The sequence below is a fragment of the Flavobacterium ginsengisoli genome, from assembly GCF_029625315.1.
GTDB classification, from domain to species: domain Bacteria; phylum Bacteroidota; class Bacteroidia; order Flavobacteriales; family Flavobacteriaceae; genus Flavobacterium; species Flavobacterium ginsengisoli.
Window position 1 is genome coordinate 4,921,131 of sequence record NZ_CP121110.1, and the last position, 16,890, is coordinate 4,938,020.

Sequence of the window (16,890 nt, forward strand, 5' to 3'; positions counted from 1 at the left end):
ACCAATTTATAACCAAATATTAAAAACTATGAAAAATGTATTACGCTATTTTTGTTTGTGTTTGATGTGTTTATGCAGTATAAATACAAAAGCGCAAAGTGGTAAAGTTTTAAATCTTGATGGTACTTCAACTTATATGACAGTGGCAGATCATCCGGATTTAGACTTTGGTTCGGGTCAAAATAAAACCGTAACCTGTTGGATTAAAACAACAACCAATACTGGAACACCAAGAATTTTTGCTAAAAGAAATGGCACTTCTGGTAACGGATATGAATTTTGGACAGGAAACGGCACAAATGCAGGAAAGTTTGCCATGAACATGAGTGGTACTGGAACTCCAGCAAACATAAGTACAGCAGGCTATTCTGCTAATTCTCTCGCAGACGGAACTTGGCATCATATTGCTTTGGTTATGGATGCCTCGAGTAACCGAACTATGTATGGATACATTGACGGAGTTTTAGCCAATACAGGAAAAACATTTACTTCTGTAACTTCCGATTTTTCTAATGCTGTAAGCTTCGTTATTGGTGCAACTTCAGACGCTTCCAACAGCTACAAATGGGCAGGACAGATTGATAATGTACGTGTTTGGAATAAAGCAATGACAGCAACTGAATTGCAAGCAGATATGACAGCAGTTGTTAATGGACCTGCGACAGATCTTTTGGCGACATGGAATTTTGAAAATATAACCGGCACGTCAGTTCCAGATGTTTCAGGAAATAGTCATACGGGAACTCTTTTTGGATCTGTTACTTTTCCAAATGCTTTTCCGATGGTTTTAAATTTAGACGGAGTAAATGATTATATGTTAGTTTCAAATCATAGTGATTTTAACTTGGCGGCTGGACAAAATTTAACCATAAGTTGCAGAATAAAAACGGGCGATTTCGGAAAACGTATTTTGAGCAAACGTCCAAATGGTTCTGGAATTGGATATGAATTTATAAATAATACTTCGGCAGGAGGAGGACAGTTTGGAGTAAATTTAACGACAAGCGCAGGAGCAGCAGGCCCGCCGTACGGGACTTCGAGTATTGCAGACAATGTTTGGCATCATTTGGCAATGGTGGTTGATGTTGCCACCACAAGCTGTAAAATTTATGTTGATGGTGTTTTGCGACAAACTAAAACATCGTCTAACATTGGAGGAACAAATACAGTTTCAAATACAGGAGATTTGTTTTTTGGCACGATAAGTAATTTTTCTTCTTATATGAATGCCCAAATCGATGACATTCGTTTTTGGAGCAAAGCTATGACTGCAGCAGAAGTTTTGACCGATAAGACAGTTGCAATAACGGGAACAGAAACTGGATTAATTGCCGCTTGGGATTTTGAAAATATAAGTGGTACAACGGTTCCAGATATTTCAGGGAATAATCATCCAGGAACATTAATGAATGGAGCTTCTGTTATTGCGCAGACGAATGAAATGCAGATAAATTCGATCTCTTTGATTCAGACAGAATTACCAACAGGTTTAGGAGATACAGATCAGAGAATTATAGCGGTTAGAGCTTCTGTTTCGGGCAATTTAAATCCGTTGACGGTAAGTGCTTTAAAGTTTACTATGGCAGGAACTACCAATATTAGCGACGTTACAAATATTAAAATATATTCAAGCGGAAGCACAGCAATTTTTAATCCGACAACAGCAACATTATTTGGAAATGTTACACCTTCTAGCGGAAATCTTATTGTAAACGGATCAAAAGCATTGGCTTCTGGAGATAATTATTTTTGGATTACTTACGATGTTTCAGCTGGAGCAACTGAAGGAAATTTATTAGATGCAACCTGCGAGTCAATTGTTGCAAACGGAATAACTTATAATGTAGCCTCAAATACAGTATCTGGAAACCGAGTAATATTATTAACCAATACGCTTTTATTTACGCCTGGAGATGCAGGTTCTGCAAGTTATCGTATTCCAGCAATCATCACTGCTGCCGATGGTTCGCTGGTAACGGTAACAGATAAAAGATGGAATGGCTCAGGAGATTTATCAGCAAAAATAGATCCTGTTGTGCGTAGAAGTACCGATAACGGAAAAACTTGGTCTCCACCATTAACAATTGCCAATTTTGGAGCGGCAACCGGAGCAGGAGATGCGGCTTTGGTCTTAGATAAATCGACAGGAGAATTATTGTGTTTAGTTTCTGCAGATAAAGGCTTTTTTGCTTCAACTAATGCGGTTCCTGCAAAGGTTTTGGTAATTCATAGTACGGATAACGGCGTAACTTGGGGAACTCCTGTAGATATTACAAGTCAGATCTACGGACCAAACCCAAATTGGAAAGGATTGTTTGTTGCTTCTGGCAGAGCACATCAATTACGTGATGGTAAAATTGTTGCCGCAATTGCAGTTCGAGAAAATGTTTCAGGAACAGAACGCATTAGTAATTATTTAATTACAAGTGCCGATCACGGTATTACTTGGACAGCATCGACAAAGAGAGCAGAAATAGATGGAGATGAAGCAAAAGTGGTAGAATTGAATAACGGAAACATTATGATGAGTATAAGAAATCCGGGAACACGCCGTTTTAATATCTCGACAGATAAAGGAGCAACATGGGGAACAGCTTATAATCAAACAAGTATAACAGATCCAAATTGTGATGGTGATTTTATTCGTTATACTTCAACACTTGATGGTTACGATAAAAATCGCTTATTGCATTCAATTCCATTTTCAAGCGACCGTAAAAATGTAAGCGTGCAAATGAGTACAGATGAAGGAACAACTTGGGGTTCGCCAAAAACAATATTTCCTGGAGCATCTGCTTATTCGAGTCTTACTATTTTGCCAGACGGAACAATTGGCATTTATTATGAAAATGGCGAAAGCTCAACTTATCAGATGTATTTTGTCCGTTTCTCATTAAACTGGCTTACAAGCGGAGCTGATTCATTTTTGCCTCCATCAAGTTCTTTATCAGCAAAAAAAGTAACAGAAAATACTGTAATAGAAAACAACGAATTTAGTGTTGAAGTAAGTCCAAATCCTGTTAAGGATATAGTTAAAATCAAAGTAAATAATGCTTCTGGAATTGTCGCAATTAAATTATTCGATTTAACTGGGAAATTAATTCGAACTTCCGTTTTAAATTTGAACGAAAAAGAGATATCATTTTCATTGGCAGACCAGCCTCAAGGAATTTATCTTTTAAATGTAAAAGATTCAAATACTGGACTTAACAGTAAAATTATAAAGAAATAAAATTAAAACATGAAACAAGCAATTGTAAATGCGATTGTGCATACAGGAGATGAAGTAATTGAAAATGGAGCCGTAATTATTGAAAACGGGACTATTATTTCAGTACACCAAGAAATACCAAATGACATTGAGCAAATTAATTTGGGAGGAAATCATCTCGCTGCAGGATTTATAGATATTCAGATTAATGGAGGAGAAAAGTACTATTTCAGTCAGACTCCAAATGAAGAAACCATTCAGGATATTTATGATGCAAGCATGAAGTATGGCACAACACATGTTTTACCTTGTTTGATTTCTTCTTCGAGAGAAACTATTCTCAACGGAATTGAAGCAGTTCGAGAATACATGCAAAAGCACAAAAATGGCGTTGTCGGAATGCATTTGGAAGGTCCGTTTTTAAATCCGTTAAGACGTGGCGCCCACAGTATTGATCAGGTAAGAAAGCCAACGAATGAAGAACTAGAAGAAATAATCAGAAAGGGAAAAGATGTTATAAAAGTTATTACAATTGCGCCCGAATGTTTTACAGAAGAACAATTGAATATGCTAATCGAGAGCGGATTTACGATCTCGATTGGCCATTCGACCATAACACACAAAGAAGCACAATTTTATTTCTCTAAAGGAATAAATCTTGTGACACATTTGTTTAATGCCATGACGCAGTTTGGCCACCGCGAACCAGGTTTGGTTGGAGCTGTTTTTGAAAATGAAGAAGTTTATGCTCCAGTTATTCTAGATGGTGCACATTGCGATTATGCTTGCAGACAAAAGTAGCTTACAAGTTAAAACAAGAAAAATTCTTCCTAATAAGCGATGCAACTTTTTTAGGACGAAAAGTAGCCAATTTTAAATGGGACAATTTTGATGCGCATTTAGAAAACGGTTTTTACAGAAATGAAGACGGCAATCTGGCGGGAGCTACAATATCAATGACAGAAGCGGTGCAAAATGCTTACAATCATCTGAACGTTTCGGCTGATGAAGCAATAAAAATGGCAACTACAAGGGTAGCTTCTGCTATTGGTATGCAAGAAAAAATCGGGAAAATAAAGCCTGGTTTTCCTGCCAGTTTTGTCCAATTCAATGCTGATTTAAGTAAAATAGAAACGCTTGATTTTTCTAAAACCAACAGTTCTATTTCCTAATGATTAAAGAAAAAGTGTCTCCAATTTTGGGTAAATTTAAAGAACTCAAAATCATTTTTATCGGAATTATTTTTTCCTTTTTGTGGGCTTCTGCATCTACAGCTACAAAAATTGGACTTCATTCTGCTCAGCCTTTTGTAATTTCTATTTTTAGATTTCTAATCGCTGGATGCATTATGCTTCTTATTTCGCATCTTATAATGGCAAAACGTCTGCCTCAAAGAAAAGAATGGATTCAAATCAGTATTTATGGTTTGCTCAATATTACTTTTTATTTGGGTTTGTATGTTCTTGCTATGCAAAAAGTATCCGCTGGTTTAGGGAGTTTGGCAGTAGCAACTAATCCTGTTTTTATTGTTTTGATTTCGGCAGTTTGGTTATCTCATAAAATCGATTTTAAAAATATTATTAGCTTATTGCTTTGTCTTACGGGTGTTTTTTTTGCGGCCTATCCTTTATTACAAAGCGGCTTTGCAACTCCCAGCGGAATACTGATTCTTCTAGTTAGTATGATTGCATATTCATTAGGAACAATTTATTATTCTAGGCAAGAATGGAATGATTTGCATATTTTAACCATAAATGGCTGGCAAACCATAATTGGAGCTGTATTTCTTTTTCCTGTCTTGGTTTTAACTTATAAATCAGATCAAAATAATTTAGATTTAAATTTCTGGCTTTCCACTTTTTGGCTGGCAATTGCAGTTTCTATTGGAGCCATTCAGCTTTGGCTTTATCTCTTAAAAATAAATCCGATAAAAGCTTCGTATTGGCTTTTCTTGTGTCCAATATTCGGTTTTTTAATCGCTTACTTAGTTGTCGAGGAACCATTGACTTTTTATACTTTTCTTGGTGTTGTTTTCGTAATATTAGGATTGTATATTAGCCTTTCTTCAAAAAAAATAAAAGAAAAATGACAAGATGAAATGTTTGAAAATCAAAACATTAAAAAAGTTTTAAGTGTAGAAATAGTATACAAAAATTTACTATTAGTATACTTTATATTCATATTTTTCTTGCAATATGCTTGTTTTTATCGAGCATATTTATAGTTTTGCATGATATTTTAACCCCAAACCTACTTTACTTACTGATGAGAAAAAACACTCACTTTTTTGTATTTGCCCTATTGGCAAGTATTATTTTTGGCTGTAGTGACGATGGCGAAAACTACAAACCAAGTTACCTGCCAAGCATAGATGCTACAGCTTTACCCGCAGAAAATAAACCAATGACTATGTTTGAAGATAACGAAGACCCTTCAATCATGTACAATAAAGCAGATCGCTGGTTTAGAGTAAACGAACCTTTTCAAGTTATTTTGAAAGGAAAAGATTCTGTACAAGTTTCACTTTATTCTCCAGTTGGACTGACAGATGTTAAGGTGTACGCAAAATTGGCGAATTACGATAAGAAGTTTTTGCTTTTTAATTTTTCAAAAGTTCCAGCTTTTCATCGTTCGTTTCATAAAATTCCTTTAACGGAGCAGAAAAATGATTATTTGCTAGAAACAGGAAATACGGTAACAATCGATAAAATCGACGGATTTTCGTCTGGAGCAATTGAGTTTTTTATAGAATCGGAAGATCCTTTGTTTAAGAAAATCAAAAAGATAAAATCGACGCATTTAGTTCAGTTTCATGATGGATACCACATTAATGAATTGGGTAAATTTCTTCCAATGAATCCAGCTTTAGCAAAAGAAGCAATTACGATGATTATTAACTATTCGTATGCGTTAAGCCATCCTTTGTATTATGATACTTTCATCAACTTTGACAGATACAAACAAGAACAGGCAACGACTGCAGGGACAGCTATAAACGGTGCATTAAATTGGCATGGAAATGCTGAAGATGTTGATGGAGTTTACGATTACTATTCTAAAGAAGAAATCGAAAAAATATATTGGAACTATCTTGATAAAAGAACCGTTTGGATGGCTATGGTAGGAGGAGATTCTGCTTGGGGCGGAGGAAATCTGGCTTCGCAATGGGAGTCGGGTTATGTAACTGGACATTGGTTAGGAGAAATGTCGGTTTGGTCTCACGAATATTCGCATCACATCGGTTTTAGCCATAGCAGTAATTTAGCAAATAGTGGCGAAGGCGGTGGCCAACAGGAAATGCTTACTCATTTTTATAAATACCTGATTTACTTAAATGATCTTCCGTTTACAGATCCAGAAGTTTTAAAAACATATGCAAAAACGGCTTATGTAAAAGGAACTTATAAAAAACCAGTATTTACCATTAATCCTAAAAATCCATTTTTGCTGAAATATAAAGGTGAAGGAAAATGGAACTAAAATATAAATTAAACATGAAACATATTCTGCCCCTAATTTTAGCGCTTTGTTTGTTTACAAATTGCAGTAAAGACGATGTAGCATCTAAAGATTATACCTATTATTATCCAACAGATGAAGCTTCTATTACTAACGAAAATATTCCAGGAAGCACAGAAGCATTCGATCCAAAAGGAATTGCAATTGCAAATGAGAAATTATACGTTATTAACGGAAATGTATTGGAAGTTTTTAATGCACTAACATTAGCTCATATTAAAACAATTAAAGAGTACAAAAAAGGAACAACAACAATTCCTTTAACAAGCTTAACATCTGTTAGCGTTGATAACGGTCGCATTTATGTAGGAAGTACAGAATCGAGATTATTTGTTTTTGATGAAACTACAAATGCGGGAATCAGTACGGTAGGAAACGGTCAATGGTGGCAAACTTTTGTACACGTTTTTGGTGTTGTAGCAAAAGACGGATTGGTGTTTGTAAAAGAAAAAGAAAAAAGCATAAAAGTTCTTGACGCTTCTCAAATTACAGAAACCAGCGATTGGAATTTAAAACCTATTGCCAAATTAAATACTTTAAACGGATGGACAGAAGTGTATTCATTAGATATTCTTGACGGAAATTTGGTAGTAGCAGGAAGAGATGCAAAAAGCTATTTGTATTATAATATAGCCAATATAAAAGCTAATGCAGAAGCTTCGCTTACAACTCCTATAGAGCCACAAAAAGTGCAATTTTTGGATATTAAACCAATTGCAGTATCTTTTAGCAAGGATTGGGCAGTTACTTCAGAAAATATTGGAAGTGCTTCTTATTTAAAATTGTATCCAAAAGCAGAGTTCAATAAAATGAATTACAAAGCGGTTTTAAGCGCTTCTGATATTTTAGGAAAAAATCCATTTGGGACTATTGTTGGTACGGCACAGCTTGATGACCGTATTTTCTTATCTGATAATACCAATAAAAAAATTAGAGTTATTAAATTGAATAAATCTGTAATTGCAGAACAGAACAATTAAGATTTTGACTCTCAATACTTTTAAATCCAAGTTCCAAACTTCAAATTGGAATTTGGATTTTTTTATTTAAAGCCTTAAAATAACCTACTAAATTGATAGGTTAATAAAAGTTTTGATAATTTATGCGTTAAAATTGAAAATAACTGTTTAAATTTGCACTCGCTATGAAGAAACAGAACCAGAAAATGAATAATTATTATCGTCGCAGCATGATGTGCTGTGGTACTGTTATGGTATTTATTGAGCTGGCTTAAATATAAAATGATAAAATTTATTTCAAAAAAGCCTTTCAACTGATTTATGAAAGGCTTTTTTGTTTTTAAAACTCAAAAAATGATTGAATTAAAAAATGTAACCAAAACTTTTCATCAGAAAGACAAAATCGTTTCGGCTTTGTCTGATGTCTCTTTGACAGTTCCTGAAGGGAAAATTTTTGGTGTAATTGGAACTTCCGGAGCAGGAAAAAGTACGCTGATTCGCTGCGTGAATTTGTTGGAAAGACCAACTTCTGGCGAAATTATCGTTGACGGAAAAGCTTTAATGCAGTTATCAAACGCAGAATTAGCGATTGAAAGAAGACAAATCGGAATGATTTTTCAGCATTTTAATCTGCTTTCTTCTAGAACTGTTTTTGACAATGTGGCTTTTCCATTAGAATTGGCTGGAACTTCAAAAAGCGAAATCAAAACACGTGTTTTAGAATTATTGCAATTAGTTGGTTTAGCCGAAAAAGCAAACGATTATCCAGCAAGTCTTTCGGGCGGACAAAAACAAAGAGTAGCTATTGCAAGAACTTTAGCCAATAATCCGAAAGTACTTTTGTCTGATGAAGCTACAAGCGCACTAGATCCTGCAACTACAAGATCGATTTTAAATTTATTGAAAGATATTAACAAACGTCTGAATATTACGGTTTTATTGATTACGCATCAAATGGAAGTTGTAAAATCGATTTGTGATGAAGTCGCGGTAATCAGTCATGGAAAATTGATCGAGCAAGGAAGTGTTGGAGAAATCTTCGCAGACCCAAAACATGAATTGACAAAAGAGTTTATTGCTTCGTCTTTACATATTGATGTTCCTTCTGTTTATCAGGAAAAATTACAGAAAGAAGATAACGGAAACTTGAATCCGTTATTGAAATTAGAAATGACAGGAAAATCGGTTAATGAACCGGTTATATCAGAAGTTTCAAGACTTTTTGATACCGATTTCAAAATTGTAAGCGCACAAATGGATCAGGCGGGCGAAGTTAATTTTGGCGTAATGCTGATTGAACTTTCAGGAAAACGCGAAAATTACACTGCGGCAATTCAGTATTTTAATTCAAAACATATTAAAACAGAAATTATAGGTTATGTCTGATTCTCTTATAGATTTATTATTAAAAGGAACATGGGAAACCATTGTTATGACTTTTGTATCAGGCTTTTTCGGTTTTTTGTTAGGACTTCCAACTGGAATTTTATTGTTCTTAACTCGTAAAAATCAAATTCTAGAACAGCCAGTTTTAAACAGAACATTATCGGTTGTGGTGAACGTTTTTCGTTCTATTCCATTCATTATTTTAATCGTTTGGATGATTCCGTTTACACGCGCCATTGTCGGGACTTCAATTGGTGTGAGTGCGGCTTTGGTTCCATTGAGTATTGGTGCGGCTCCATTTATTGCTCGATTGGTAGAAAATAGTTTATTAAGTCTTCCGTCAGGATTAATCGAAGCAGCAAGAGCTTTGGGAGCAACTCCTTTGCAAATTGTGTACAAAGTATTATTACCAGAAGCTTTGCCTTCGTTAATTAATGCGACTTCAATTACTTTAATTACTCTTGTCGGATATTCTGCAATGGGTGGAGCTGTCGGAGCAGGAGGTTTAGGACAAGTTGGATACCAGTACGGTTATATTGGTTATGATGCTGTAACAATGAATTCAGTTTTGGCTTTATTGGTCATTTTAGTATTCGTGATTCAGTTTGCGGGAGATCGATTATCAAAACGATTCGATCATAGATAAGATTTGGTCGAAAGTCAAAAGTCGAAAGTCAAAAGTCAAAAGTGAAGTGTTAGAAGTTAAAATTTAAAAAAGATATAATTATTATGAAAAGAAATATTTTAAAAATAGCTGGAGTTTTGGCTTTGGCGCTTGTTTTATCCAATTGTGGAAATAAAAAAAATAATGATCCTCATTTTATTAAAGTGGGAGTGGCTTCAGGTCCAGAATTGAAAGTGGCAGAAGCGGCTAAAAAAGTGGCAAAAGAAAAATACGGATTGGAAGTAGAATTAGTTTCTTTCAACGATTATGTGATTCCAAACGAAGCTTTGAGTCAGGGTGATATTGATGCAAATGCTTTTCAGCATAAACCGTATTTAGATGAACAATCAAAACAACGCGGTTACAAATTGGCCATTATCGGAAAAACGTTTGTGTATCCGATTGCGGCTTATTCTAAAAAAATAAAAAGCCTTTCTGAATTGAAAAACGAAAGCACGATTATTATTCCAAACGATCCAACAAACGGAGGACGTTCTTTATTGCTTTTACAGAAAAACGGATTATTGAAATTGAAAGATGGCGTTGGTTTATTGCCAAAGGTAACTGACATTGTGAGCAATCCTAAAAACTTAAAAATTTTAGAATTAGAAGCGCCTCAATTGCCTCGTGCATTAGACGACGAAAATGTTTCTATTGCAATCATCAACAATACTTTCGCTTCTGCAGCAGGATTGGTTCCTTCTCGTGATGCTTTATTTGTGGAAGATAAAGAGTCGCCTTATGTGAATTTGGTAGTAAGCCGTGAAGACAATAAAAACGAAGAAAAAGTAAAACAGTTTTTACAGGCTTTTCAATCTCCAGAAGTAGAAAAAGCAGCCGAGCAAGAATTTAAAGGCGGAGCAGTAAAAGGCTGGTAAAAGAATGTGATATGTAAAATGTGAGATGTGAAATGTTATGGATTAAGACATTTCACATCTCACATTTTACAATTAACAATTATATAAAACAATCTTTTGATTTTGTAAGGCTTACATTTTTTGATTGAACTAAATTTAATGTTCAATTTTAAAACAAAAATCATGAGAGCGATTTGGACAGGTTCGGTAAGTTTTGGGTTGATTAATATTCCGATAAAAATGTTTTCGGCTGTAGAGGAAAGCAGTCTAGATATGGATATGCTGGATGCGAAAGATCATGCTAATATCAAATTTAAGCGTGTTAATGAAAATACGGGCAAAGAAGTAGATTACGCCAATATCGTAAAAGGATATAATTTGGATGGTAAATATATTATTCTGGAAGATTCTGATTTTGAAGCCGCAGATGCCATTAAAACCAAAACAATTGATATTGAAAGTTTTGCTTTCGAAAAAGAAATCCAAAGTATTTATTACGAACAGCCCTATTATCTCGAACCAGACAAAGGCGCAATGAATGCCTACGGATTGCTTCGCGATGCGCTTGAAGCTTCAGGAAAAGTAGGCATTACAAGATTTGTACTGCGAAATAAAGAAAGCCTAGCAATTTTAAAACCGTACAAAAATGTGATTGTTTTAAACCGAATTCGGTTTGAACAGGAAATTAGAAGTACGAGCGAATTGAAGCTGCCGCCAATGTCCAAAAAAGCGACAAAAGAAATGGATATGGCAGAAAAACTGATAGATCAGCTAACAGAGAAGTTTGATATTTCTGGGTTTAAAGATGAATATACAGCCAAGCTTTTGGATATCATTAAAAAGAAAGCAAAAGGAAAACCACAGAAAGCAGCTCCAAAACTAAAAGTGGTACACAAACAAAGCGACGATTTAATGGAAATGCTAAAAGCAAGTTTAGAAAATAAAAAGAAAAAATCTTCTTAACTGTTTTGACTATTTTCCAGTTTGTGAATAATCTTTTTAATATTGGCGCCTTTAGATAAAACGGGTTTCCATAAATCGCCTTTTTTCTCAAATCGCTTTAATACATTTTTGATGGTAAATTGCGATGGATGCAGTTTATCATTTACCTCACTCCATTCTAAAGGCGTAGAAACTGTAGCGCCAGGTTTTGGACGAACAGAATACGGCGCCGCCAAAGTTTGTCCGCGTCGGTTTTGTAAAAAATCGATATATAATTTGTTGTTTCTCTTTTTAATGCTTCTATCAACCGTCGTGATATCAGGAAGTCTGGATTGCACTTCTTTGGCAATCAATTCACTTAGAATTTTTATAGAATCATAATCGTATTGCGCTCCAAGCGGAATATAAATATGAAGTCCAGAAGCGCCCGAAGTTTTACAGAGGCATTCGGTTTCCAATTCGTCTAAAACTTCTTTTACAACCAAGGCCGTCTGAACCACTTGTTTAAAATCGTCTTTGGCGGGATCTAAATCAATTACGAGCCAATCTGGATTCTGAATATGTTTGATGGTCGAGTTCCACGGATTCATTTCGATACAGCCTAAATTGGCCATATAAAGTAGCGTTTCTTTATTATTGCAGATCAGATAATCAATATCGGCATTGTTGGATTCTGAGAAGATTTTTTTGGTTTTAAGCCATTTCGGAATTTTATCAACATCAACATCTTTCTGATAAAAACTAGGAGAATCAATTCCGTTCGGGAAACGATTCATCGATTCTGGGCGGTCTTTTAAATAGGGCAAAATCAGTTCTGAAACTTCATTATAATATTGCACAATATCGCCTTTTGTAATCTTATCTTTTGGAAAATAAATTTTATTCTGATTAGTGAGATGTAAAGTCGTTTTACCAATTTTTAGATCATAATCATTTTCGGCTTTATGTTTATTTAAGTGTCCCATTTCAATTAAATTAGAATCTTTATTACTATTGTTATTTCCATTCTCATTGCCATTAAAATTAACTTCATCGGCCTTTTTATCAATCCTTAATCCAAGATAAACTGGATGTCTTAAATGTTGCTCTTGCGTCCATTCTGAAAATTTCACCTGACATACAAGTTTTGGTTTTATCCATTGAATTGGGTCGTGCAAAGGAACTTTTTCATCAAGCGGAGATTTTTCAATAAAATACGGTTTTAGTTTAGTGTATAATTCTTTAAGGATTGCTTCTGTAAAACCAGTTCCGCATTTGCCAATATAGTGCAGCTTTTTGCCATCATATTGGCCAAGTAAAAGAGCGCCAAAATACTTTCTCGAATTTTTAGGTTCCGTGATTCCAATAATAATTGCTTCTTCTTCATTGGCGGTTTTTATTTTAAGCCAGTTGGAACTTCTTCTATTTACAGTATAAGTGCTATCAGATTTTTTGGCAATGATTCCTTCTGTTTTGTTTTTAACCGCTTTTTCAAATTGTTGTATTCCGTCGCCAACGGTATGTTCAGAATAAAAAACATTCGAAAAAGAATACTTATTGAAGAGAATTTTCAACAGTTCTTTTCGTTCCAGAAGCGATAATTCGGTAATTAGATTTCCATCCAAATTCAATAAATCAAAAACATAATACTTAAGATTTCCAATCCCAGTTTTCATATAGTTTTGAAGCGACTGGAAATCGGCTTTACCAGCATCATTTTCCACGACAACTTCGCCATCGAAAACTACATTATGATCTATTTGTTGTAATTCTTCGGCGATTGGTTTGAAATTATCAGTAAAAGAAAGCTGATTCCTGCTGAATAAATCTGCCTGCTGCGCATTAATGACAGCAATCGTCCTATAGCCATCGTATTTATTTTCGAAAATCCATTCTTCATTATCAAAAGGTTTTTCTCGTAAGCTGGCTAGCATGGGTTTTAGAAATTCAGCTTTTTCGGTTTTTGGATTGGTCTTTTTTTTTACAGCTTTTTTCTCAGCCGTTTTTTCTTCTGTTTTTGAAGCCTGTTTTTCAGATTTTGCTATCAGCTGTTCCAAACTTCTTTTAGAAATAACCGATTTGTCTTTTTCTAAAATATCTTCGGTAGAAGTATATTGATCTTTTTTCTTGATTAAAAGCCAGGCATTTTCCTGTTTTCCTTGAAGTTTCACTAGAGAAAATTCGCCTTTCAGTTTTTTGCCTTTTAAAACAAAACTCAAACGGCCTTTTTCGAGATCACTCAGCAATTGTTTTTCGTCCGAAGCTGTTTTTTCATCAGAAGTATACGTTCCGTTATCCCAAACAATTACATTTCCAGCACCATAGTTTCCTTCTGGAATTGTGCCTTCAAAATCCTTATAGCTGTATGGATGATCTTCGACCATCATGGCTAGACGTTTTACCTCAGGATCCATTGACGGACCTTTTGGCACTGCCCAGCTTTTTAAAACACCATCCATTTCTAACCTAAAATCGTAATGTAGATGCGATGCAGCATGCTTCTGCACGACAAAAATCAGTTCGTCTTCCGATTTCTCCACTTTGCCTTTAGGTTCTCTAGTTTGTTTAAAATCTCTTTTTTGGTTGTATTTAGACAGTGACATAAGTTTTCAAAAGAATTAAAGTGGTTAATGATATAGAGTAAAGCGTCGTTGCTGTGACAGCAAAAATAATATGGGCAAAGAACAGCTGAATATAATAACCTTTAAAATCAATTGGGGGTTGATGATCGGTCATTTTAAATATGATAATCCAGCTGAGTATGCCAATTACACCACTGATAACTCCTAGTAGGAGAGCATTGAGTGGAGAAACTGGTAATATATTCTTTACCCATACTATTTTGATATTCCATAACATTAGAAGATCAATTATAACATAAAAATTCAATAAGTCTTTTTTGAATTAAAACTTTATTTCAAAGTTACTTTCAAAAAGGTTTTTTCTGTTATAGGATTAAATTTAGCGCTTATATAATTATAAGTAAAATATTGATTTTCATATATGTTATAATTTGAATGTTATAATCCTTAAGCTGAATTGTATAAGTTTTAACTTGAAAAGCGATCTAACTTTGTTAGCCTATTGTTTGAGAAATACCTCACAAGCTTCATTGAATGATAAATGTAAAATCAACAGAAAATGAAAAATTCAAAAAAAACAAATCAAGACAATTCTGATGGAAAACAGAACGATTTAGAACAGAATAAATCAAATGCCGAGAACGAATTTTTAACCACCAACCAAGGCGTTAAAATAAACGATAATAACAATTCTTTAAAGTCAGGAGAAAGAGGCCCTTCTCTTTTAGAAGATTTCATATTACGAGAAAAAATTACCCATTTTGATCACGAAAGAATTCCAGAACGCATTGTTCATGCACGAGGTTCGGGAGCGCATGGTTATTTTGAATTGTACAATAGCATGGAAAAATATACAAAAGCAGGCTTCTTAAACGATAAGAGTATTAAAACACCAGTTTTTGTTCGATTCTCGACTGTTGCTGGTTCTAGAGGATCTACTGATTTAGCTCGTGATGTTCGAGGTTTTGCTGTTAAATTTTATACGCAGGAAGGTATTTTTGATTTGGTCGGAAATAATATGCCTGTATTTTTTATTCAGGATGCCATGAAATTTCCAGACTTGATTCATGCTGTTAAAGCAGAACCGCACAATGAAATTCCACAGGCTGCTTCGGCACATGATACCTTTTGGGATTTTATTTCGCTAATGCCAGAATCGATGCACATGATTATGTGGGTAATGAGCGACAGGGCGATTCCAAGAAGTTTAAGAATGATGGAAGGTTTTGGAGTGCATACTTTTAGATTTATTAATGAGAAAAATGAATCGCATTTTGTAAAATTTCATTGGAAACCAAAATTAGGCACCCACGGAGTTGCTTGGGATGAAGCACAGAAAATATCAGGAAAAAATTCAGATTTTCATAAACAGGATTTATGGGAAGCTATAGAAGCAGGAAATTTTCCAGAATGGGAATTAGGGGTTCAGATTATTCCTGAAAGCGACGAACATAAATTTGATTTTGATTTGCTTGATCCAACCAAATTAGTTCCAGAAGAATTGGTTCCTGTAACGATTGTCGGAAAAATGGTTTTGAATAAAAATCCAGATAACTTTTTTGCAGAAACAGAACAGGTGGCTTTTCACCCAGGACATATTGTTCCAGGAATTGATTTTTCAAATGATCCTTTATTGCAAGGAAGATTGTTTTCGTATACCGATACGCAATTATCAAGATTAGGAAGTCCAAACTTTCACGAAATTCCAATTAATAGAGCCATTGCGCCAATGCACAATAATCAGCGTGATGGACACATGCGTCAGGAAATTGCAAAAGGTAAAGTGAGTTATCATCCAAATTCTTTAGGAGGCGGATGCCCATTTCAAGCCAAAATGGATCAGGGCGGATTTGTAAGTTTTAATGAACGAGTAGATGCTCATAAAGTGCGAGAAAGAAGTAAAAGCTTTTCAGATCATTTTAGTCAGGCGGCGCTTTTTTACAACAGCCAAACGCCTATAGAACAAGATCATATTGCCAGTGCTTTGTCTTTTGAATTGGGAAAAGTAGAAACGGTTTCGATTAGAGAAAGAATGCTCGGACTTTTAAATCAGGTAAATACTGATTTAGCATCAAAGGTTGCTAAAAATTTAGGAATTCCAGTTCCGAAAAATATTGAAAGACCAATAAATCATGGGGTAGGAGCAGATGATGAAGGAAATCAAGAACCGTCAAAAGTAAAACCGAACGTAGGCAGTTCAGATGCTTTGAGTATGCTTAAAAATCCAACCATTTCCAATACAATTGCAACTCGACAAATAGCTTTTTTATGTACTGACGGCGTAAGTGCAGATTCAATAAAAGTAATGAAAACGGCTTTGCAAAATGTAGGAGCAAAAGCCGTTATTATAGCACCGCATCTAGGAACTATTGTTTCTGCAGAAGGAACAGAAATTCCAGTAGATCAGACATATAAAATTGCTGCATCAGTACTTTTTGATGGCGTCTTTATTCCAAGTGGAAAAGGAATTGCAAATCTTTCGAAAATAAAAGAAGTAAAAGAGTTTTTAAATGATTCGTATCATCACTGTAAATTTATTGCGGCTGAAGCCGAAGGAGTACAGGTCTTAAAAAATAACAGTGATATAAAATCTAAAGACCCTGGAGTTTTGACAAGTGAAAATGGGGCAGACAAATTGCTAGCTACTTCGTTTATAAAAGCTTTGGGAAGACATCGTTTTTGGGAAAGAGAAAAAAGTCTGTAATAAAATGAAAATGGCTGTCTTTTGCGACAGCCATTTTTTTTAGAATAAAACAATTATTCTGTGCACATTTATATTCCAATATAACCC

Annotated in this window: 12 protein-coding genes; 11 read left to right on the plus strand and 1 reads right to left on the minus strand. The window is 34.8% G+C overall.

Annotated features, from left to right (window positions below; all coding sequences use genetic code 11):
- Nucleotides 1-28: 28 nt before the first annotated feature.
- The 10 genes from P5P87_RS23430 to ku all read left to right on the plus strand — a co-directional run bounded on the left by P5P87_RS23430 (nt 29) and on the right by ku (nt 11,559).
- Complete coding sequence (locus P5P87_RS23430) at nt 29-3,232, plus strand: LamG-like jellyroll fold domain-containing protein (RefSeq protein WP_278020768.1); 3,204 nt, start codon at nt 29-31, stop codon at nt 3,230-3,232.
- Between the two features lie 9 nt (nt 3,233-3,241).
- Nucleotides 3,242-4,012: an N-acetylglucosamine-6-phosphate deacetylase gene (gene nagA / locus P5P87_RS23435; protein ID WP_278020769.1), complete on the plus strand. Its 771-nt coding sequence runs from the start codon at nt 3,242-3,244 to the stop codon at nt 4,010-4,012.
- Nucleotides 3,997-4,383, plus strand: a complete 387-nt coding sequence (locus tag P5P87_RS23440; RefSeq protein ID WP_278020770.1) for an amidohydrolase family protein — start codon at nt 3,997-3,999, stop codon at nt 4,381-4,383. Before nagA ends, P5P87_RS23440 begins: the two co-directional genes overlap by 16 nt.
- Nucleotides 4,383-5,300: a DMT family transporter gene (locus tag P5P87_RS23445; RefSeq protein ID WP_278020771.1), complete on the plus strand. Its 918-nt coding sequence runs from the start codon at nt 4,383-4,385 to the stop codon at nt 5,298-5,300. The genes P5P87_RS23440 and P5P87_RS23445 overlap by 1 nt, the downstream gene beginning before the upstream one ends.
- A gap of 176 nt (nt 5,301-5,476) precedes the next feature.
- The gene (locus tag P5P87_RS23450; RefSeq protein ID WP_278020772.1) at nt 5,477-6,691 is read left to right on the plus strand and encodes a hypothetical protein; all 1,215 of its coding nucleotides are present in this window, start codon (nt 5,477-5,479) and stop codon (nt 6,689-6,691) included.
- 14 nt (nt 6,692-6,705) lie between these two features.
- Nucleotides 6,706-7,710 carry an NHL repeat-containing protein gene (locus P5P87_RS23455; RefSeq protein WP_233074097.1) on the plus strand — a complete coding sequence of 335 codons (1,005 nt, stop codon included), beginning with the start codon at nt 6,706-6,708 and terminating at the stop codon, nt 7,708-7,710.
- A 333-nt stretch (nt 7,711-8,043) separates the two neighbouring features.
- A complete protein-coding gene (gene metN / locus P5P87_RS23460) occupies nt 8,044-9,075 on the plus strand; it encodes a methionine ABC transporter ATP-binding protein MetN (RefSeq protein ID WP_278020773.1) in 1,032 nt (343 codons plus the stop codon).
- The gene (locus P5P87_RS23465; RefSeq protein ID WP_278020774.1) at nt 9,068-9,721 is read left to right on the plus strand and encodes a methionine ABC transporter permease MetI; all 654 of its coding nucleotides are present in this window, start codon (nt 9,068-9,070) and stop codon (nt 9,719-9,721) included. Before metN ends, P5P87_RS23465 begins: the two co-directional genes overlap by 8 nt.
- Before the next feature lie 83 nt (nt 9,722-9,804).
- On the plus strand, nt 9,805-10,617 hold the full coding sequence (gene metQ, locus P5P87_RS23470) for a methionine ABC transporter substrate-binding lipoprotein MetQ (RefSeq protein WP_198856559.1): 813 nt from the start codon (nt 9,805-9,807) through the stop codon (nt 10,615-10,617).
- 162 nt (nt 10,618-10,779) lie between these two features.
- The gene (ku, locus tag P5P87_RS23475; protein WP_198856558.1) at nt 10,780-11,559 is read left to right on the plus strand and encodes a non-homologous end joining protein Ku; all 780 of its coding nucleotides are present in this window, start codon (nt 10,780-10,782) and stop codon (nt 11,557-11,559) included.
- On the opposite strand, the gene ligD is transcribed toward ku, so the two are convergent.
- Nucleotides 11,556-14,120 carry a DNA ligase D gene (gene ligD, locus P5P87_RS23480; protein ID WP_278020775.1) on the minus strand — a complete coding sequence of 855 codons (2,565 nt, stop codon included), beginning with the start codon at nt 14,118-14,120 and terminating at the stop codon, nt 11,556-11,558. The two genes, ku and ligD, sit on opposite strands and share 4 nt — an antisense overlap.
- Nucleotides 14,121-14,658: 538 nt before the next feature.
- Between ligD and P5P87_RS23485 the strand changes: the two genes are divergently transcribed.
- Nucleotides 14,659-16,803: a catalase gene (locus tag P5P87_RS23485; protein ID WP_278020776.1), complete on the plus strand. Its 2,145-nt coding sequence runs from the start codon at nt 14,659-14,661 to the stop codon at nt 16,801-16,803.
- Nucleotides 16,804-16,890 lie beyond the last annotated feature (87 nt).

What these genes read in the sequence shown, in the direction of transcription:
- P5P87_RS23430 (WP_278020768.1), top strand. Translation starts at nt 29, where the DNA reads ATGAAAAATGTATTACGCTATTTTTGTTTGTGTTTGATGTGTTTATGC.
- P5P87_RS23485 (WP_278020776.1), top strand. Translation starts at nt 14,659, where the DNA reads ATGAAAAATTCAAAAAAAACAAATCAAGACAATTCTGATGGAAAACAG.
- ligD (WP_278020775.1), bottom strand. Translation starts at nt 14,120, where the DNA reads ATGTCACTGTCTAAATACAACCAAAAAAGAGATTTTAAACAAACTAGA.
- P5P87_RS23455 (WP_233074097.1), top strand. Translation starts at nt 6,706, where the DNA reads ATGAAACATATTCTGCCCCTAATTTTAGCGCTTTGTTTGTTTACAAAT.
- metN (WP_278020773.1), top strand. Translation starts at nt 8,044, where the DNA reads ATGATTGAATTAAAAAATGTAACCAAAACTTTTCATCAGAAAGACAAA.
- ku (WP_198856558.1), top strand. Translation starts at nt 10,780, where the DNA reads ATGAGAGCGATTTGGACAGGTTCGGTAAGTTTTGGGTTGATTAATATT.
- nagA (WP_278020769.1), top strand. Translation starts at nt 3,242, where the DNA reads ATGAAACAAGCAATTGTAAATGCGATTGTGCATACAGGAGATGAAGTA.
- P5P87_RS23450 (WP_278020772.1), top strand. Translation starts at nt 5,477, where the DNA reads ATGAGAAAAAACACTCACTTTTTTGTATTTGCCCTATTGGCAAGTATT.
- metQ (WP_198856559.1), top strand. Translation starts at nt 9,805, where the DNA reads ATGAAAAGAAATATTTTAAAAATAGCTGGAGTTTTGGCTTTGGCGCTT.
- P5P87_RS23445 (WP_278020771.1), top strand. Translation starts at nt 4,383, where the DNA reads ATGATTAAAGAAAAAGTGTCTCCAATTTTGGGTAAATTTAAAGAACTC.
- P5P87_RS23465 (WP_278020774.1), top strand. Translation starts at nt 9,068, where the DNA reads ATGTCTGATTCTCTTATAGATTTATTATTAAAAGGAACATGGGAAACC.